The organism is Phenylobacterium parvum (assembly GCF_003150835.1).
Classification (GTDB): Bacteria; Pseudomonadota; Alphaproteobacteria; order Caulobacterales; family Caulobacteraceae; genus Phenylobacterium; species Phenylobacterium parvum.
In genome coordinates this window covers 733,568-751,729 of sequence record NZ_CP029479.1, presented here as the reverse complement: position 1 = coordinate 751,729, position 18,162 = coordinate 733,568, and the positions used below count along the sequence as shown (strand labels likewise).

Here is an 18,162-nt window from a genome sequence, read left to right as displayed (position 1 = left end):
CCCTCAGGCAGCTTCGCTGACAGCTTCCCCTTTGGGAAACAATGGGCTCCCAAATTCCTGCCCCCAGGGGGAGGTGGAGCGCGCAGCGGGCCGGAGGAGGCCAACGGCGGTTCCGCAGACCCCTTGCCTGTCGGAGGGCGGGTCGTCTGGTTCGTCTTCCGGCGGCCCTGACCCGTCAGATCCGTCTATTCTGTATGACGCGAAGCAGAATGGAAATAACGGCGATGACCAGAAGAATATGGATGAAGCCGCCCAGTGTGTAGGCAGAGACGACTCCCACAAGCCATAGCACGATCAGGATCACTGCAATTGTGTAAAGCATGTGTTTTTCCTTGTCGGTCACGGACCGCAGGCGAGGGAGAACGCACTCCCTAAATCAATCGTGGCGCCGATTGCGTAGTGAGTATTTGCGATGAATCAAAACTCAATACACCGGTGTGCGGGTAATCGCTCCTCCGAGCGGGAGAGGGGTCGGAATGGACAGGACGCCGGCCGCGCCCCGCTGAACGCCCTCACCGGTCGATGATCACCTTTTCCTCGCCCCACCAGAGGGGGCTCCTGGGCAGGTCGATGAACTTGCGTTCGTCCTCCAGCAGCATGCGCCCCGCCTCGCGGGCTGCCGGATCATTGCCGAGGGCGGCCAGGTCCTCGAGGCTGTCGTACCAGAGCTGCGCCACCCCATCGAACTGGGGCGGGGCGTTGCGGCTGGCCCGGATGCCCGCGCTGAAGGTCTCGTCCATCGAGTGCAGCTGGACGTAGCGGCGGATGCGCAGGACGTCCTTCACGCTGGCCACAAGGGGGCCGTGGGTGTTGAGCCAGTAATCCTGGAACTGCTCCCGCGTCAGATGCGGCAGGCGGACGAGGGCGAAGGTAAGCTTGATCATGGGCGGCCTTTCGTTTTCCCCGGCCATTTCGCCCGGTACGCCGGCGATTGGCGAGTCCTTCCCGCGCCGCGCCCCTCCCCCTCGCGGGCGGGATGGCCTAAATCGAAGGCATGCGCACAGAAACTCCCGCCCCGATCCGCCTGACCGACTACCGGCCGCCCGCCTTCCTCGTGGACGAAGTCCACCTGGACTTCGACCTGAAGCCGGAGGCCACACGGGTAAAGGCCCGGCTGACCCTGCGGCGGAACGGTGAGACGGGCGCGCCCCTGCGGCTGGACGGCGAGCGGCTGAAGACCCTGTCGGTGGCGGTGGACGGCCGGGCCCTGGCGGCGGGCGAGTTCACCGAGGAGGCCCACAGCCTGACAATCCCCGGGGTTCCGGACGCCTTCGTCCTGGAGACCGAGGTCGAGATCAACCCAGCGGCCAACAAGGCCCTGGAAGGGCTCTACATGTCGGGGGGACGGTTCTGCACCCAGTGCGAGGCCGAGGGCTTCCGGACCATCACCTGGTATCCCGACCGTCCGGACGTCCTGGCCCGGTTCACCGTGCGCATGACGGCGGACGATTCCTGGCCGCGCCTGCTCTCCAACGGCAACCTGGTGGAGACCGGCCGGGGGACGGATGGCCGGCGCTATGCGGTCTGGAACGATCCCTTCCCCAAGCCCTGCTACCTCTTCGCCCTGGTGGCGGGGGAGCTGGACGAGCTGGCCGACAGCTTCGTCACCGCCAGCGGCCGCAAGGTGGAGCTGAAGGTCTTTGTGGACCCGGGCATGTCGGCCCGGGCCGCCTACGCCATGGACGCCCTGAAGCGGTCCATGCGCTGGGACGAGGAGGCCTTTGGCCGCGAGTACGACCTGGACCTGTTCATGATCGTCGCCGTGCGCGACTTCAACTTCGGGGCCATGGAGAACAAGGGCCTCAACATCTTCAACTCGTCCCTGCTGCTGGCCGACCCGGAGACGGCGACGGACCTGGACTATGAACGCATCGAGAGCGTCGTCGCCCACGAGTACTTCCACAACTGGACCGGCAACCGGATCACCTGCCGCGACTGGTTCCAGCTGTGCCTGAAGGAGGGCCTGACCGTCTTCCGCGACCAGGCCTTCTCGGCCGACATGCGCGGCGAAGCGGTGCAGAGGATCAAGGACGTGAAGGCCCTGAGGGCCCGGCAGTTCGCCGAGGACCAGGGGCCCCTGGCCCATCCGGTGCGCCCCTCCAGCTACCTGAAGATCGACAACTTCTACACGGCGACCATCTACGAGAAGGGCGCCGAGGTGATCCGCATGCTCAAGGCCCTGATCGGGGCCCAGGCCTTCCGGAAGGGCATGGACCTCTACTTCGAGCGCTGGGACGGCCACGCCACGACGGTGGAGGCCTTCATCGCCTGCTTCGCGGAGGTCTCGGGCCGGGACCTGTCGGCCTTCTTCGCCTGGTACGAGCAGGCGGGCACCCCGAGGGTGCGGCTGGCCTCGCGCTGGACGCCGGAGACGGGCGAACTGGAGATCACCCTGACCCAGAGGACGCCGGCCACCCCGGGCCAGGCCGACAAGCGCGCCCTGCCCGTGCCCGTCCGCCTGGGCCTGCTGGACGCCGAGGGCCGGACCCTGGCCTTCGAGCTTGACGGCGAGGCGGCGGACGAGACCCTGGTGGTGCTCGAAGGCGAGGAGACGCGCGTGACCCTGACCGGCGTGACCTCTCGCCCGGTGGTCTCGGCCCTGCGGGGCTTCTCGGCGCCCGTGGAGCTGTCCTCGGACGCCCGGCCCGGCGACCGCTATGTCCAGCTGGCCGGCGACGCTGACCTGTTCAACCGCTGGGAGGCCGGCCAGGAGGTGGCCCGCGACCTGATCCTGGCCCGGGCCGGCGGCGCGCCGGACGAGGTCGGCGAGGAGCGCTTTGCCGAAGCCATGGGCCGGGCCCTGAATGACCAGGCCTCGGAGCCCGCCTTCAAGGCCCTGCTGCTGGCCCTGCCCACGGAGTCCGACCTGGCGGTGGCCAGCCCGCCCGCGGACCCGGCGGCCATCCATGCGGCCCGGCAGGCCCTGCGCCTGCGCCTCGCCGTCCATCTGGAGGATACGCTGAAGCGCCTTCACCTGGGCCTGCAGGACGGCGGAGAGTTTTCGCCGGACGCCGCCAGCGCGGGTCGGCGCGCCCTGCGCAACGCCGCCCTGGAAGCCCTGGCCGCCCGGCCAGGCGCCGAGGTCACCGCCCTGGCGGAGGGCCACTATCGCGCCGCCTCCAACATGACCGACGCCATGGGCGGGCTGAACGCCCTGATGCTGCTGGGCGGGGGCGCCTTCACCTCGGCCCTCGAGGACTTCCGCGCCCGCTGGAAGGACGAGCCCCTGGTCATGGACAAGTGGTTCGCCCTCCAGGCCCGCGACCCGTCGCCGGACGCGCTGGACAAGGTGGCGGCCCTCACCGCCCATCCGGACTTCGACGCCCGGGTGCCGAACCGTCTCCGGGCCCTGGTGGCGACCTTCGCCTCGGCCAATCCCGCCCGCTTCCACGCCGAGGACGGGTCCGGCTATCGTTTCCTCGCCGACCAGATCCTGGCGGTGGACCGCTTCAACCCCATGACGGCGGCCCGTCTGGTGGAGCCCCTGGGCTCCTGGCGGCGCTACCGGCCCGACCTGGGCGCCAGGATGAAGGCGGAGCTGGAGCGTATCGCCGCCGCGCCGGACCTGTCCCGGAACGTGGTGGAACTGGTCAGCCGGGCCCTCGAGGGCTGACTTTTCCCCACAAGACATCCGGGGTCTTTGGGATCTGTTCACCCTCTTCGTGCTCAAGGAGTGAGTCGGAGCGCCACAAGGGCCTCCGCCCCGGGGAGCAGGAACCGTGTCGGCCGCCAGTGATTTCGCCGGAGATGTCCGGCCCGCCTTCTGGAACCTTCCCGCCCGCGCGCCCCTGGCCCTGGCCGGACTGGGTGTAGCGGGACTGGGTGCAGCTGGACTGGGCGCAGCCGCCCTCTCGGGCGCCCTTGCGCTGGCGCAGGGCCCGGCCCTTCCCGAAGTGATGATGATGGCCGGCCCGCTGGGGGCCCTGGCCGGCGCCGGCGGCCTCTGGATCGGGCGCCGGGGCGCCCGCGGACGCTCGGGCGGCCCGCCCCCCGGCTCCCAGGGCGAGGCCCCGCCGGAATCCCTCCTTGAAGCCCTCCAGGTCATGGCCTCGGCGTTCGCCTGCTGGGATGCCCAGGGCCGGCTGGTGGCCGCCAATCCCGCCTTCGCCCGCATGTTCGGCGTCGAGGGAGACGCCCTCAAGCCCGAGGCTGACCACGCCGAGTTCGCCCGGCTGACCCGCCAGACCATCCGCCAGTCCCTGAAGCCCGAGGGCGGCGCCACCGGTGTCCGCGAGGTCGAGTTCCGGGATGGACGCTGGGCCCAGATCCATGAGCGCCGGACGCCCACCGGCGGCCTGGTCATGACCGCCGTCGACATCACCGCCCTGAAGCTTCGCGAGGCCGAGCGCAGCCGCGACGAGGAGGCCCTTCGCGACGCCGTGAGCCGCCTTGAGGCCAGCCGCGCCCAGCTGACGGACCTGGCCCGGAAATATGAGACCGAGAAGTTCCGCGCGGTGGAGGCGAACCGGGCGAAGAGCGAGTTCCTGGCCAACATGAGCCACGAGCTCCGCACGCCGCTCAACGCCATCATCGGCTTCTCTGAGATCATGAGCCAGGAGCTGTTCGGCCCCATCGGGGCGGCCTCCTACAAGGGCTATGTCAACGACATCCTCAACTCGGGCCAGCATCTCCTGGCCCTGATCAATGACGTCCTGGACATGTCGAAGATCGAGGCCGGGAAGATGGTGCTCTTCCTTGAGCCCGTCTGCGTCGGCGACCTGGCGGAAGACGCCCTTCGCCTGGTCCGGAACCGGGCCGAGGCCTCAGGCCTGATGCTCTTCGCCGACATCAGCGAGGACCTGCCCGAGGTTGAGGCGGACGCGCGGGCCCTGAAGCAGATCCTGCTGAACCTCCTGTCCAACGCCGTGAAGTTCACTCCGGCCGGCGGGCGGGTGACCGTGCGCGCCCAGGCGGAGGAAGGCGGCGTCCAGCTCTCGGTGGAGGACACCGGCATCGGCATCGATCCCGATGATCTTCCCCGCCTGGCGGCGCCCTTCGAGCAGGTCGAGAGCCAGCAGTCCAAGACCATCCAGGGGACGGGCCTGGGCCTTGCCCTGTCCAAGGCCTTCGTGGAGCTTCATGGATCGAACCTGACCATCGAGAGCCGCCCCGGCCAGGGGACGCGGGTCAGCTTCCTTCTTCCCTTCCCGGGCCGGAACCTGGCGGCGGCCCCGGCCAGCCCGGAGGCCTGACCGGCCGGCGGCGCGGGGGCTGGGCGTCCTCGGCCAGGGCCTCACCGAGGCGGGCCCGGACTTCCGGCGACTGTCGCGAGGCCCAGTCCGCGACGGCGTTCTCCACCCGGCTCCGCGCGGCGAGTTCCCGACGCCGGGACTGGTCCAGCCGTCGACTCGCCTCCGCCTCGCCGATCTCACCCCGGGCCAGGGCCCTCCAGGCGGCGGCGCGCTCGCGTCGCGCCTGCTGGAGGTCTCCGCGGACCGCCTCGCTTTCCACCCGCAACAGGGCCTGGAGCGCCATGCGCTCGGGGTCCGGGAGGTCCCTGGCCGCCCTCATGAGCGGGCTGTCGCCAGGACCCCGAAGCCGATCGAGTCCCGGCGGGAGCGGCCTGCCCGACGGCGGCGGAGCGAACTCCGGAGGCGCCGATTCCGGTGGATTAAGCGCAGACGGCCCCGCCCTCGCGGGGCGGGGCTCCGGAACCTGGACGGCGGCCGGACCCGCCTCGCGGGAGGAAGGAGGTCGCAGCGCCCCCGGAGGCGTCGGGGCGACGGGCGCTGGCGCAGGCTCGATTTCCCGGGGCGAGGCGGCAGGGTCCAGGGGGGGCGCCTGCGTCGGTTGGGGAGCAGGCCGGGCGCGCATTTCCCGCCAGCCGCCGGCGAGGACGCCGACCAGGAAGAGGTTCAGGGCCAGGGAGATGAAGAGGGCCGTCGGCAGGAAGCGGAACTTCAAGGCGCCGGATCGGCCGGATCCCCGACCGGCGCCTCCCAGTCGGCGAGGACCTCGACAAGGACCTCGTCCGTCGAAGCCACCGCCTCATCGTCGGACACGAGCTGGATCGATGGGACCGCCAGGGCGCCCTCCAGCGGACCGGAGAGCGACGGGGACAAGAGGGATGGGGACAAGAGGGATGGGGCGGCCAGGATGCCGGCGAGGCAGGCGGCCGCGAGGCCCGCGCCTCCGCCCAGGGTGAGGATGAAGGCGCGCCGCCGGGCCTGGCGTACGACCGCCCGCGCCGGGGCGAGGACCTGCCGCACGAGCGGCGCAGGGGGCGGATCGAGCCTCCAGGCGTCCAGTACGCCGTCGAGGGCGCGGGCTTCGGCGAGCAGGGTGGAGGCCTCAGCCGGGTGGGCCTGCAGCCAGGCGAGGGCCGCCTCGCGCTCGGTCTCGGGCCATCGGGCCGGATCCGCGCCGAAGGCTTCGGCCAGGGCGCGGACCCGGACGGCGTCCAGCGGGCTGGAGGACGACCGGAGGCTCATCGGACCAGGTCCGAAAGGGCGGCGCGGAGGGCCCGCCGGCCCCGGGACAGGAGACTCTCCAGCGCCTCGACGCTGATCCCCAGGGCGGCGGCGGCCTCGATGTTCCCCATCTCCTGGTAATGGCAAAGGACCAGGGCCTCACGCTGGCGCGGCGGCAGGGTCGCCATGGCGGCGGCCACCCGCCCGCCCACGTCGCGCGCCTCAAGGCCGCGATCCGGCGCCGGGCCCGTGTCGACGAGCGCCTCGAGGTCCGCAGCGTCGCCGGGCCTCCGGCGGCGGAGCCGGTCGCGGCACAGGTTGACCGCCACCCGGTGCAGCCAGGTGTCGAAGCGCGCCTCGCCGAAACGCCAGACCGGCGCCTGGCGCCAGGCGCGGATGAGGGACTCCTGGGCCACGTCCTCGGCCTCGGCGGAGTCGCCCAACATGCGGGCGGCCAGGGCGGTCAGCCGTGGAAGCTTGCGGGCGGTGAGGGCGCGGACGGCCGCGAGGTCGCCGCGGCCGACCCGGAGCACCAGGTCGGCGTCGGGGTCCTCCGGCCGGGGGGCTGCATCCGCCGGACGCAGGATCCCCCGGCCGAGGCCCAGGGCGTCAGTTGCCGGACGCGGCACGTTGCCTCTGGCGCATGGCCGCCACCTCTGTCTTGTCCAGCACCCCGTCGCGGTTGGAGTCGGCGGCGTCGAAGCGCCGTCGGCTGGAGGACTCGAGTTCACTGCGGGACATGGCGCCGTCGCTGTTCCCGTCGGTGGTCCGCCACCACTGGTCCATGGCCGACGCGGCCCGAGCGCCGCCGAAGGTCCGGGCCATGCCGGCGAACTTGTCGAACTCCTTGCGCGAGACCTGTCCGTTGCGGTCGGCGTCGAGGGTCTCGAGGGTCTTGTCGACATTGGCCGACCGGTACTCGGCGTAGACGATCCGCCCATCGCCATTCTGGTCGAGCTTGGGAGGGCCCATCTGGGCGGCGGCCGGAAGGGCGAAGAGGCTCGCAAGGCCCAGGAAAGCGGCGAAGGCGGGGCGTCTCAGGGACACGGGAAGGGTCTCCGACTGTCTCGTATTGAACGAACTGTACCGGCAATTCCGTCGATTCAAGGGCGGACCAGCCTTTCGTAGGCGGAAATGGCCTCTTTCCGGGCGCGGGCAAGGCGCGTGCCGAGGCTGCGAAAGTCCCGGGCCCCGCCCGCCCTCGCGAGCTTTCGGCGGAAGGCCTCAGGCTGGTCTGCAGGATCGTCGCCGTCGCCGAGGGCCAGCCGGAGCATCTGGGTCAGGTTCTGCTGGAGGATCCAGGCCTCGAGGAGCGGTCCCACCTGGTCGGCGAGGCCGGCGGCGGCGAGCGCCTCGAGGGCTTCGGCCGTGCCCGCCCGCAGGGGACCGCCGGCCGGGGCGTGGGCCAGTTGAAGGAACTGGGCGGCGAACTCGATGTCCACCAGGCCGCCGGGAGCCAGCTTCATGTCCCAAACGCCGGAGGCGGGCTTTTCCTCGGCGATCAGGGCCCGCATGTCGCGGACTTCCCGGGCCAGGACGGCGACATCCCGCGGTCGCCGCAGGGCGGCCTCGATGGCGTCGGTGACATCGGCGGCGAAGGCGGGATGGCTGGACCAGACGACCCGGGCCCGTGTCAGGGCCATGAACTCCCAGGTCTCGGCTTCGGTCTCGTAGTAGGCGCTGAAGGCCGGGAAGGCGACGGCGACCGGCCCCTTGGCCCCCGAGGGCCGCAGGCGCATGTCGACCTCGTAGAGCTCGCCCTCGGAGGTCGGCAGGGACAGGGCGGCAACGAGCCTCTGGGTGAAGCGGGCGTAGAAGACCTCGGCTGGCCAGCCCTTGAGGGCCGACAGGGCGTCCGGCGCAGGGGCCCTGTGCAGGGTCATCAGGTCAAGGTCGGAGCCGGCGCTCATCTCGCGCGACCCGCACTTGCCCAGGGCCACGACTGCAACCTGCCCTTCGAAGGCGCCGCCCATGCGCGTGGCCTCCGCCAGGGCGGCCGGGGCCAGGGCCTCGATGCTGGCGTCGGCCAGGCCTGCAAAGGCGCGGCCCGCCGCCTCGGCCCCGGCCGAACCGCTCATGACCTGGACGCCCACCCGGAAGGCCTGCTCGCGGTGCTGCCGGCGGACCGTGTCCATGGCCGCCTCGAAATCCCCGGCGCCGGCGACGGCGGCCCTGAGGGCCTGGCGGTCTTCGTCCGGGTCGATGTCGCCGAAGAAGGCCGGATCCAGCATGGCGTCAAGGGCGGCTGGGCGGCGGGCCAGGGTGTCGGCCAGGCGGGGCGCGAAGGCCATGACCTCGACGATCAGCTCGAAGAGGGCCGGCTGGGCGAGGAAGAGGGATTGGAGCTGCACGCCGCTGGAGAGCCGCGAGAAGAAGGCGCCGAACCTCAGGAAGGCCGCATCCGGGGCGCCGGCGGCGTGGGCGGCCTCCAGCAGGCGGGGCGCCAGGCGGGTGAACAGCTCCCGGCCCCGCTCGGACCGGGTGGCGGCGATATGGCCATGGTGCCAGGCGCGGATGGTCTGGGAGACCTGGGCGGGCTGGGAAAAGCCCATCCGGGACAGGGTCCTCAGGGTCTCGGGGTCATCGTCGACGCCGGTGAAGATGAGGCTGCCAAACCTCGAGGACAGGGGCTCCTCGCCGGGGAAGAGCTCGCCGTAGCGCCGGTTGACCGTCTTCAGGATCCGCTCGACGGCCGCATCGAAGACGCGCAGGCGGTCGTAGCCGGAGAGGGCCGCGACCCGCCGGCGCTCGGCCTCGGACTCCGGCAGGCGGTGGGTCTGCTCGTCGGCCAGCATCTGCACCCGGTGCTCGAGGGCCCGCAGCCGGTCGTAGGCCTCGCGCAGGTCGTCCCGGGCCTGGGGCGAGACATGCCCCTCCCCCGCCAGGGCGTCGAGGGCCTCGAGGGTGCGGAAGCTGCGCAGGCCCGGTCGCCGGCCTCCCAGGATGAGCTGCTGGGTCTGGACGTAGAACTCGATCTCGCGGATGCCGCCGCGGCCCAGCTTGAGGTCGGCGCCCTTGGCGGACAGACGGTCGTCGACCTTGTGGATGTGGATCTGCCGCTTGATGGAGTGGATGTCCGCAATGGCGGCGAAATCCAGGTTCTTGCGCCAGATGAAGGCCTCCAGCTCCTGCAGGAAGGCCGCGGCGCGGGGCAGGTCGCCGGCGCAGGGCCGGGCCTTGATGAAGGCCGCCCTTTCCCAGTTCTGGCCGACCGTCTCGTAGTAGTCGAGGGCGGCGGCGGCCGGGACCGCCGGCGGCGTGGACCCCGGGTCGGGCCGCAGGCGAAGGTCGATCCGGAAGACGTATCCGTCGGCGGTGCGCTCCTGCATCAGCTCGGCCAGCCGGTGGGTCAGGCGGACGGCGAAGGCCTGGGGCTCGATCCCTTCGGCCAGGGGCAGGCGCTCGGGCTCGAAGAAGATCGAGATGTCGATGTCGCTGGAATAGTTGAGCTCGAAGGCGCCGTGCTTGCCCATGGCGATGCAGAAGAAGCCCGGGACAGGACCATGGGCGGGGTCGTCTATGGGCCGCATCCGGCCCGCGGCGATCTCGGCCAGGGCGGCGGAGGCAAGGGCGGTGGCCAGGGCGGCGTCGGCGAAGCGGGCCAGGGCCCCGGTGACCCGGTCGAGGTCCCACACCCCGCCGAGATCGGCCAGGGCGGTCAGGAGGTGAACCTCGGCCTTCAGGCGTCTCAGGCCCGGTCCAACTGTCTCCGGGAGTTCGGCGGCGAGGACCCGCGTCGCCCCGAGGAGGGCTTCGAGGTGGGCGTCGGGGTCGGACTCCAGGAGGCGCACGAGCCGGGCGGGATCCCGCCGGGCGAGGCCGGCGAGGTAGGTCGAGGCCCCGAATATGGGGGCCAGGGCTGAACGGGCCTCCGGAGACAGCGGGCCCAGGGCCTCGACTGCGTCGAGCAGGCGATCCGCCGGGCGCGGATCAATGACCGGTCCGCAGGGCTGGATCCGGCCGCCGAGCGCGGTCATGTGGCGACAGCCGGAAGGATGAGGGCGGCGCGGAGACCCGGACCCGAGCCGTCGTAGGCGCCGGGCCCCTCGCCCAGCTCCAGGCGACCGCCATGGGCCTGGGCGACCGCGGCCACCAGGGACAGGCCGAGGCCGGAGCCGGGCAGGTTGCGGCTGTTCTCGAGCCGGACAAAGCGGTCCACGACCCGGGCGCGTTCGAGGTCGGGAACGCCGGGGCCGGTATCGGTGACCGAGATCTCGGCCTCGCCAGAGGCCCGTCGCCGCAGGCGGACCATCACCGCCCCGCCGCGCGGGGTGTACTTGACCGCATTGTCCACCAGGTTGGCGAGGGCCTGGGCGAGGAAGGCCGGATTGCCGCGGACCGTCAGGCCGGCGGCGATGTCCGAAGCGATCTCCAGGCCCTTGTCCTCGCAGAGGGGGCCGTAGAGCTCGGTCATGTCGCTGACCAGGCCCGCCGGGTCGAAGAGCACGGCGTTGGGCGCCTCGCCCGCCGCCTGGAGGCGCGAGATGGCGAGGACGGCCGAGAAGGTGCGCAGGACGCCGTCCGTGTCCTCCAGGGCCTGGCGCAGGCCCTGCCGGGCGTCGCCCCGCCCCGCCTCCATGTCCAGAAGGGCGGTCTCCAGGCGGGCCTTCAGCCGGGTCAGGGGCGAACGCAGGTCGTGGGCGATGGCGTCGCCGGCGTGCTGGTGGGCCGACATGGACCGGTCCAGCCGGTCGAGCATGTCGTTCAGGCCCTCGGCCAGCTGGTCCAGTTCGTCCCCCGCGCCGCGGACCTGGGCGCGGGCGGCGAGGTCACCATTGCGCACGGCGGAGATCACCTCGGTCAGGCCGGTCATGGCCCGGGTGAAGTTGCGGCTGACCAGCAGCCCGGCCGCTATGCCCAGCACCACGACGAGGGCGCCGGCGCCCCACATGCCGCGGACGATGGTGACGATGAACTCGCGGTCGTCACCGGTGTCGGCGCCGACGAACAGGACCTCACCCCCCTTGAGGCGGAGCTGGAGGCCGCGGGCCGGGGTGGAGCGGGAAGGGCCGCCCTGCTGGGGCTCCGCCAGGGAAAAGTGGATCCAGGTCGGCTTGTCGGTGAAGGCTTCCACCGGGCTTTCGGCGAGGGAGCCCGAGATCTTCCGGCCGTCCGGCGCCATCAGGAGGTAGAGGAAGCGGGGCTCCCCGGCCATGCGCCCGACCAGAACCGGATTGAGGGCGGTGACCCCGGCGCGGTTGTAGACCTCCACCAGGCTGTCGGCCTCGCGCCGGATCTCGGCGTCGGTCCGGCGCCGGGCCTCGCCCGCCGCGGCGACATAGACGTAGGCCATGAAGGCGGCCCCGGCGAAGGCGAAGAGGGCCAGGGACAGGAGGGTCAGGCGGAAGGGCGCGGCCCGGAAGAGGCGCATGAGCCCCTCGGCGGGCGCATCCCTCTCGTCAGGCATCCAGCCGGTATCCCGCCCCGCGGATGGTCTCGAGCATGGGATGCTCGAAGCCCTTGTCGATCTTGGACCGGAGGCGCGAGATATGGACGTCGATGACGTTGGTCTGGGGGTCGAAGTGGTACTCCCAAACCTTCTCGAGCAGCATGGTGCGGGTCACCGCCTGGCCGGCGTGGCGCATCAGGAACTCCAGGAGCTGGAACTCCCGGGGTTGGAGGTCGATCTCCTGTCCGGCGCGATGCACGCGGCGGGCGATGAGGTCCATCTCCAGGTCCCCCACCCGCAGCTGGGTCAGCACCGACCCGGTCTCACGGCGCCGCGAAAGGGCCTCGACCCGGGCGATCAGCTCGGCGAAGGCGTAGGGCTTGACCAGGTAGTCGTCCGCCCCGGCGCGCAGGCCCGTGACGCGGTCCTCGATCTCGCCCAGGGCCGAGAGGAAGAGCACGGGGGTCTCGTCGCCATCGCGGCGCAGGGCCTCGACCACGCCCACCCCGTCCAGGCAGGGCATCATGCGGTCGATGATCATGACGTCGAAGCCGCCCTGGCGGGCGGACTCAAGCCCCGCGACGCCGTCGGGGGACAGGACACAGGCGTGCCCGGCGTCGGAGAGGCCGCGGGCCATGACCTCCGCCGCCGGCTGGTCGTCCTCGACGATCAGGATGCGCATGCCCCTCGCCCCGCTCAGCCGGCGATCTTGATCGGCAGGAAGATGGTCCTGCCGCCGCGCCAGACCGCCACGAGGACGCTGGGTCGACCCGTCTTGCGGGCCTGGTCGACGACCGCCGCAAGGTCGCCCGGCGCGTTCAGGACCCGGTCGCCGGCGCGCATCAGCACGTCATTGGGCTGCAGGCCCTTGGTGGCGGCGTCCGAGGAACGGTCGACGCCGGAGACCAGCAGGCCGCGGGCCTCGGCCGGCAGGCCGGTGCGCCGGCGGGCGGCCTCATCGAGGGGCGCGACGGTCATGCCCAGCAGGGTCTGGCCGGCCGAGGGCGCAGGCCGGGCCGGGCCGGGGGCTCCGCCCGGACCGCCCTGGCTGGCGGCCAGCTGCGACTCCGAGGGGCGGGTGCCCGAGCGGATGTCGATGGTGCGCGGCTTGCCGTCGCGGATGACCTCAAGGCGCAGGAGGTCGCCCGGGGCCGCCTTGGCGACCTGGCGGGTCAGCTCTGAGGACGAGCGCACGCGGGTCCCGTTCACCGACAGGACGATGTCGCCCGTCGCCAGGCCCGCCCGCTCGGCGGGACCGCCGGAGGTCAGCTCGGCGACGATGGCGCCCTTCTGGCCGGCCATGCCCTGGGCGGCGGCCATGTCTTCGTCGAAGTTCTGGATGGTGGCCCCGATGTAGCCCCGGACCACCTTGCCGTTGGCGATGAGCTGGCGCGAGACCCGGGCGGCCACGTCGGCGGGGACGGCGAAGCCGATGCCCACCGAGCCGCCGGTGGGGGAGAAGATGGCGGTGTTCACGCCGATCACCCGACCGTAGGTGTCGAAGGTCGGGCCGCCGGAATTACCGCGGTTGATGGGGGCGTCGAGCTGGATGTAGTCGACGAAGGTCTCGCCGATGTCCCGGCCGTAGGCGGACACGATGCCGGCCGTGGCCGTACCGCCGAGGTTGTAGGGGTTGCCCACGGTCATGACCCAGTCGCCCACCCGGGGACGGGCTGAATTCTCGAAGTTGACGAAGGTGTAGCCCGAGCCCTTGACCTTCAGGACCGCGATGTCGGTGCCCTCGTCGCGCCCGACCACGGTGGCCTCGAGCTCGGTCTCGTCCTTCAGGACGACCTTGATGCTCTCGGCGTCCTCGATGACGTGATTGTTGGTGACCAGGAAGCCGTCGGCGGAGATGAAGAAGCCGGAGCCGGCGGACTGGCGACGGGGGCCGCGCGGCCCCTCGCCGTCGCCATCCTCGTCTCCACCCTGGCCCGGCGCCCGGAACTCGAAGGGGAGGCCCGGAATCTGCCGGGGCATCTTGCTCAGGTCGACGCGGGTCGTGACGTTGATCGAGACGACCGCGGGCGAGACCTTCTCGAAGATGTCGGCAAAGGTCATGGGCGCCCCGGGCGGCGGACCGAAGCTGGGGGCCGGGCCCGACGTTGCGGCGCCCGCAGGGGCGGCGGCGTCAGGCCGATCGGCGACGCCCAGGCCGGCCGCGGCCATGGCCGAACCGGCGACAAGGGCGCCCGCCAGGGCGCCGATCATGTAACGGCTCTTGCTCGAGCTCATCTTGCGCAACTCTTTCCCTGTGGCCCGCCGCGCACCCCGCGGACGGCCTTGACCTTCATGCCAAAGAGCGGCGAGCCGCTCAAATGAGGATTACGTCATGCATTGGGATCGTCCCGAGACGATTTCAGGGCAGGATCGTGACCATTCGTGTCTCCGACCAGCCGGGAGAGGCGCACCGTCTCCTCCGGGGTCAGGGCCTCCGCTGTCGGCCGGACCTGACGTAACCGCTGGACCAGGGCCAGGCCTCCCACCAGCACGGCGACGAGGGGCGCCAGCCAGAGGATGAGGTTGGCGGGGGAGAAGGACGGCCGGAGCAGGACAAACTCGCCGTAGCGGTCCACCAGCCAGCGGCGCACCGTGGGGTCATCGTCTCCGGCCGCAACGCGCTCGCGGACCATCCGGCGCAGGTCGACCGCCAGCGCCGCCTCGGAGTCCTCGATGGACTCGTTCTGGCAGACCATGCACCGGACCTCCTTGAAGAGAGTCCGGGCGCGGGCCTCCTGGGCCGGGTCGGAAAGCCTCTCGGCCGGGTCCGAAGCTGCAGCCAGGCAGAGGGCCGAGGCCATGGCGGCCAGGAGGGCGAGCCCGGGGCGCCTCACGCCTTCGCCTCCCGGCGACGCCCGGCCGCCAGCCGAAGCCGCCGGTCCGTGAGCGAGACCAGTCCGCCCAGGGCCATGACGCCGGGACCGGCGAAGATCAGGACCGCCAGGGGATTCCAGTACCCTCGGACCAGCCAGACAGGCTTGCCGCCGGCCCCTTCGCGTCGCTCGCCGAGAACGACGTAGAGGTGGCTGACGTCGACGCTGCAGATCGCGACCTCGGAGGTGGTCTGGCCGCCCGCGGGATAGAAGCGCCGGGCGGGGGTGAGCGCACAGACCTCGCGTCCGTCACGAACGGCGCTGATGCGCGCCGTCTCGGCCTCGTAGTTGGGGCCGTCCAGACGCCGGACGTCCTTCAGGACGAGCTCCCAGGCGCCCACCCGCAGGGACTGGTCGGGGGCGAGGGTTTGGGCGGCCTCGATCTTCCAGGCGGTCTCGAAGCAGGCGCCCAGGACGAAGATCCCCAGCCCGACATGGGCCAGGGTCGCGCCCCAGGCCCCCCGGGGCAGGCCGCGAAGGCGGCGCAGGGACTCCGCCAGGGGCGCCCGGAAGAGGCGGATGCGCTGGGCGGCTTCGGCCAGGGCGCCGGCGATAAGCCAGACCGCCAGGGCAAGGCCCAGGCTGGCGAAGGCCTTGCGCGGCGTCAGAAGCCAGAGGGCGGCGAGGCCCGCCAGGACGCCCAGGACCAGGGCGGGCAGGAGGGCGCGCACGGCCGGCGGCAGGTCTCCCCGCTTCCAGGCCAGAAGGGGCCCGAAGGGAACCAGGAGGCAGAGCAGGGCCATCAGCGGGGTGAAGGTCAGGTTGAAATAGGGCGTCCCAACCGAGATGGCCTCGCCGGTGACGGCCTCCCGGATCAGGGGGAAGAGGGTCCCGAGCAGGACGGTCAGGGTCGCCGCGGAGAGGAGGATGTTGTTGGCGACCAGGGCGCTCTCGCGGCTGACAGGGGCGAAGACCCCGCCCGGCGCCAGGCCTGGCGCCCGCCAGGCGAAGAGGGCGAAGGCCGATCCGGCGAGGGCCAGGAGGATCCCGAGGAGCAGGACCCCCCGGGTCGGATCCACTGCAAAGGCGTGAACCGATGTGAGCACCCCGGAGCGCACCAGGAAGGCGCCCAGCATGGAGAAGCTGAAGGCGGCGATGGCCAGGAAGACGGTCCAGCCCGGCAGGGCGCCGCGCTTCTCGGTGACCACCGCAGAGTGCAGGAGGGCCGCCCCGACCAGCCAGGGCATGAAGCTGGCGTTCTCGACCGGATCCCAGAACCACCAGCCGCCCCAGCCCAGCTCGTAGTAGGCCCAGTAGGAGCCCAGGGCGATGCCGACCGTCAGGAAGCTCCAGGCGGCCAGGGCCCAGGGTCGGACCCAGCGCGCCCAGGCCGCGTCGATCCGTCCCTCGATCAGGGCCGCGACGCCGAGAGAGAAGACCACCGACATGCCGACATAGCCCGCGTAGAGGAAGGGCGGATGCACCGCCAGGGCCGGGTCCTGGAGCAGGGGATTGAGCGATCGACCCTCCACCGGCGCGTCGGCGAGGCGGACGAAGGGGTTGGAGGCCAGGGCGGTGTAGGCCAGGAATACGGTCCCGATCAGGCCCTGGACCGCGAGGGCCGTGGCCTTCAGGTCCCGGGGAAGGTCGCGCCCGCGCCAGGCCAGGACGGCGCCAAACCCCGTGAGGGCGAGGTTCCAGAGCAGCATGGAGCCCTCATGGCTGCCCCAGGCGGCGGCCACCCTGTACAGGACGGGCTTCTCGGAGTGCGAGTTGGCCGCCACATTGGCGACCGAGAAATCGGAGACGACGAAGGCGTAGATGAGGGCCGCGAAGGACAGGGCCAGGGCGCCGAAGCCGGCAAGGGCCGCGCCCTCCCCCGCGCCCGCCAGCAGGGCCGAGCGACGCCGCCGGCCGACGGCGGACAGGCCGACCTGAGCGGCCGAGAGGACGAGGGCCAGGACCAGGGCGAAGGCGCCGAACTCGACGATCATGGGGCGGTCCTCGCAACACCCTCGCCGCGCCATTCGCCCTGGGCCTTGAGCGAGTCGGCAACCTGCTTGGGCATGTAGGTCTCGTCGTGCTTGGCCAGGACCTGCCGCGCCTCGAAGACCCCGTCCGACCGGAAGGCGCCGGTGGCCACGATCCCCTGGCCCTCGCGGAAGAGGTCGGGCAGGTCGCCCCGGTAGTGAATCCGGTCGACGGCGACGTTGTCCCGGATGCTGAACTCCACCCGGCCGTCCGAATGCCGCACGACGCTGCCGTCGACGACCAGGCCGCCCAGCTGGACCGACCGGCCGGCCGGAGGGCGGGCCGCGTCCGCCTGGGCCGGGGTGTAGAAGTAGGAGACCGAGTCCCCAAGGCCCCACAGGGTCAGGCCCGCGGCGAGGGCGAGGACCGGCGCGATCACCGCCAAGAGGGTCAGCCGCCGGCGGGCGCGGGGGGAGCGGGGCAACCAGCCGGTCATTTCATGGGCTCCGTCGCGGCGGCCTTCTCAAGTTGCTCGAGGATCTCGGGCCGGGCGCCGTACCGGCGACGGGCCTGCTCCAGGGCGGCGTCGCGCCTCGGGCCATCGCCCAGCACGGCGTAGGAGCGGACCAGGCGGACCCAGCCCTCAGGGTCGTCGGGGTTGGCCTTCAGGCGTTCGGCGAGGCCGGCGACCATCTGGTTGATCATTCCCGAGGCGGGGCCGGCGGCCGCGGCCGGGGGGGCCTGCGTCGCCTCCCGGATGGCGGTGTCGATATCGGCGAGCCGGGGATCGCCGGCCGGGAGGGACCTGGCCAGGGCCCTCAAGTCATTCACCCCACCTTCGCGGTCCCCCGACGCAGCGCGGCCGCGCGCCAGGTGGAAACGGGCGGCCAACGCCTCGGGGTTCAAGCGGACCGCCTGGGCGAGGGCGTCGCGGGCGTCCGGCGTGACCTCGCCGCCGGACTGGCTGAGCAGGCTGAGACCCAGCATCTCCCAGAGGTCGGCCCGCTCGGGCGCCAGGGCCACGGCCCGGCGAAGGGCGCGGGCCGCGGCGGCGGGATTGTCGGACTGCGCCTCGGCGAGGGCCAGGAAGCGGAAACCCTCGACCTCGGGGCGCACCTTCAGGGCTTCCCGCAGGACAGCCGCCAGCTGCGGTGGGGTCAGGTCGGTCAGCCGTCCCGAACGCCAGGCTTCGATCCGCCTCTCCAGTGGCTGGTCGGCGGCGCCCGGCTGACCCAGGACAAGATAGCCGCCGAGGGCCGCCAGGCCGACAACCCCGGCCGCGGCAAGGATCCACGGCCGCTGGGCGACCGGCGCGACCCAGCCCGAGGCCGAGGCCTCGGCGGCGCCCAGCAGCCGGCGGCCGGCCTCCGCCCGGGCGGCCTCGCGCTCGGCGGGCTCCATGAGGCCCCGCTCGGCAAGGTCGTCGATTTCAGAGAGCTGACGCCGGTAGACGTCCAGAGTCGGGTCCTCGGCGCCCGGCTCGGGCGCAGCCCGGGCGGCCCGGAGCAGGATGACTGCCGCGGCGGCGACCGCAAGCAGCCCCGCCGCCATCCAGAAAACGACCATGGCCGCCATGTAG

16 protein-coding genes are annotated in these 18,162 nt (G+C 72.1%); 2 read left to right on the top strand and 14 right to left on the bottom strand.

All coding sequences use genetic code 11. The features are described from left to right. Positions 1-175: 175 nt before the first annotated feature. Together HYN04_RS13805 and HYN04_RS03565 are read right to left on the bottom strand one after the other, a co-directional pair. On the bottom strand, positions 176-322 hold the full coding sequence (locus tag HYN04_RS13805; protein WP_110449482.1) for a lmo0937 family membrane protein: 147 nt from the start codon (positions 320-322) through the stop codon (positions 176-178). Positions 323-512: 190 nt separating this feature from the next. Next, positions 513-884 (bottom strand): EthD domain-containing protein, encoded by a 372-nt coding sequence (locus tag HYN04_RS03565; protein ID WP_110451285.1) that lies wholly within the window; start codon positions 882-884, stop codon positions 513-515. Positions 885-994: 110 nt separating this feature from the next. Here HYN04_RS03565 and pepN point away from each other — a divergent pair, with 110 nt between their 5' ends. Then, positions 995-3,613 carry an aminopeptidase N gene (pepN, locus tag HYN04_RS03560; RefSeq protein ID WP_110449481.1) on the top strand — a complete coding sequence of 873 codons (2,619 nt, stop codon included), beginning with the start codon at positions 995-997 and terminating at the stop codon, positions 3,611-3,613. A 106-nt stretch (positions 3,614-3,719) separates the two neighbouring features. Then, positions 3,720-5,192 (top strand): sensor histidine kinase, encoded by a 1,473-nt coding sequence (locus HYN04_RS03555; protein ID WP_277870411.1) that lies wholly within the window; start codon positions 3,720-3,722, stop codon positions 5,190-5,192. Here the strand turns inward: HYN04_RS03555 and HYN04_RS13390 are convergent. From HYN04_RS13390 to ccmI, 12 genes are all read right to left on the bottom strand, one after another. Beyond that, the gene (locus HYN04_RS13390) at positions 5,128-5,511 is read right to left on the bottom strand and encodes a hypothetical protein (protein WP_162599522.1); all 384 of its coding nucleotides are present in this window, start codon (positions 5,509-5,511) and stop codon (positions 5,128-5,130) included. The two genes, HYN04_RS03555 and HYN04_RS13390, sit on opposite strands and share 65 nt — an antisense overlap. A gap of 389 nt (positions 5,512-5,900) precedes the next feature. Continuing rightward, entirely contained in the window at positions 5,901-6,431 is a 531-nt protein-coding gene (locus HYN04_RS03545; RefSeq protein WP_110449479.1) for a hypothetical protein, read from the bottom strand. Beyond that, the gene (locus HYN04_RS03540; protein ID WP_110451283.1) at positions 6,428-6,994 is read right to left on the bottom strand and encodes an RNA polymerase sigma factor; all 567 of its coding nucleotides are present in this window, start codon (positions 6,992-6,994) and stop codon (positions 6,428-6,430) included. Before HYN04_RS03540 ends, HYN04_RS03545 begins: the two co-directional genes overlap by 4 nt. A 25-nt stretch (positions 6,995-7,019) precedes the next feature. Further along, positions 7,020-7,457, bottom strand: a complete 438-nt coding sequence (locus HYN04_RS03535; RefSeq protein ID WP_110449478.1) for an EF-hand domain-containing protein — start codon at positions 7,455-7,457, stop codon at positions 7,020-7,022. Positions 7,458-7,513: 56 nt separating this feature from the next. Then, positions 7,514-10,387: a bifunctional [glutamine synthetase] adenylyltransferase/[glutamine synthetase]-adenylyl-L-tyrosine phosphorylase gene (locus tag HYN04_RS03530; protein ID WP_110449477.1), complete on the bottom strand. Its 2,874-nt coding sequence runs from the start codon at positions 10,385-10,387 to the stop codon at positions 7,514-7,516. Beyond that, positions 10,384-11,817, bottom strand: a complete 1,434-nt coding sequence (locus tag HYN04_RS03525; RefSeq protein ID WP_110449476.1) for a sensor histidine kinase — start codon at positions 11,815-11,817, stop codon at positions 10,384-10,386. Before HYN04_RS03525 ends, HYN04_RS03530 begins: the two co-directional genes overlap by 4 nt. Continuing rightward, positions 11,810-12,481, bottom strand: coding sequence for a response regulator transcription factor (locus tag HYN04_RS03520; RefSeq protein ID WP_110449475.1), 672 nt, complete (start codon positions 12,479-12,481; stop codon positions 11,810-11,812). The genes HYN04_RS03525 and HYN04_RS03520 overlap by 8 nt, the downstream gene beginning before the upstream one ends. Positions 12,482-12,495: 14 nt before the next feature. Continuing rightward, complete coding sequence (locus HYN04_RS03515; RefSeq protein ID WP_110451282.1) at positions 12,496-14,034, bottom strand: Do family serine endopeptidase; 1,539 nt, start codon at positions 14,032-14,034, stop codon at positions 12,496-12,498. 95 nt (positions 14,035-14,129) lie between these two features. Then, positions 14,130-14,633: a cytochrome c-type biogenesis protein gene (locus tag HYN04_RS03510; RefSeq protein WP_241962683.1), complete on the bottom strand. Its 504-nt coding sequence runs from the start codon at positions 14,631-14,633 to the stop codon at positions 14,130-14,132. Next, entirely contained in the window at positions 14,630-16,606 is a 1,977-nt protein-coding gene (locus HYN04_RS03505) for a heme lyase CcmF/NrfE family subunit (RefSeq protein ID WP_110449474.1), read from the bottom strand. Before HYN04_RS03505 ends, HYN04_RS03510 begins: the two co-directional genes overlap by 4 nt. Further along, a complete protein-coding gene (gene ccmE, locus HYN04_RS03500; protein ID WP_110449473.1) occupies positions 16,603-17,079 on the bottom strand; it encodes a cytochrome c maturation protein CcmE in 477 nt (158 codons plus the stop codon). The genes HYN04_RS03505 and ccmE overlap by 4 nt, the downstream gene beginning before the upstream one ends. After that, positions 17,076-18,158, bottom strand: coding sequence for a c-type cytochrome biogenesis protein CcmI (ccmI, locus tag HYN04_RS03495; protein ID WP_241962682.1), 1,083 nt, complete (start codon positions 18,156-18,158; stop codon positions 17,076-17,078). Before ccmI ends, ccmE begins: the two co-directional genes overlap by 4 nt. Positions 18,159-18,162 lie beyond the last annotated feature (4 nt).

What these genes read in the sequence shown, in the direction of transcription:
- HYN04_RS13390 (WP_162599522.1), bottom strand. Translation starts at nt 5,511, where the DNA reads ATGAGGGCGGCCAGGGACCTCCCGGACCCCGAGCGCATGGCGCTCCAG.
- pepN (WP_110449481.1), top strand. Translation starts at nt 995, where the DNA reads ATGCGCACAGAAACTCCCGCCCCGATCCGCCTGACCGACTACCGGCCG.
- HYN04_RS03515 (WP_110451282.1), bottom strand. Translation starts at nt 14,034, where the DNA reads ATGAGCTCGAGCAAGAGCCGTTACATGATCGGCGCCCTGGCGGGCGCC.
- HYN04_RS03520 (WP_110449475.1), bottom strand. Translation starts at nt 12,481, where the DNA reads ATGCGCATCCTGATCGTCGAGGACGACCAGCCGGCGGCGGAGGTCATG.
- HYN04_RS13805 (WP_110449482.1), bottom strand. Translation starts at nt 322, where the DNA reads ATGCTTTACACAATTGCAGTGATCCTGATCGTGCTATGGCTTGTGGGA.
- HYN04_RS03565 (WP_110451285.1), bottom strand. Translation starts at nt 884, where the DNA reads ATGATCAAGCTTACCTTCGCCCTCGTCCGCCTGCCGCATCTGACGCGG.
- ccmI (WP_241962682.1), bottom strand. Translation starts at nt 18,158, where the DNA reads ATGGCGGCCATGGTCGTTTTCTGGATGGCGGCGGGGCTGCTTGCGGTC.
- HYN04_RS03545 (WP_110449479.1), bottom strand. Translation starts at nt 6,431, where the DNA reads ATGAGCCTCCGGTCGTCCTCCAGCCCGCTGGACGCCGTCCGGGTCCGC.
- HYN04_RS03530 (WP_110449477.1), bottom strand. Translation starts at nt 10,387, where the DNA reads ATGACCGCGCTCGGCGGCCGGATCCAGCCCTGCGGACCGGTCATTGAT.
- HYN04_RS03525 (WP_110449476.1), bottom strand. Translation starts at nt 11,817, where the DNA reads ATGCCTGACGAGAGGGATGCGCCCGCCGAGGGGCTCATGCGCCTCTTC.
- ccmE (WP_110449473.1), bottom strand. Translation starts at nt 17,079, where the DNA reads ATGACCGGCTGGTTGCCCCGCTCCCCCCGCGCCCGCCGGCGGCTGACC.
- HYN04_RS03505 (WP_110449474.1), bottom strand. Translation starts at nt 16,606, where the DNA reads ATGATCGTCGAGTTCGGCGCCTTCGCCCTGGTCCTGGCCCTCGTCCTC.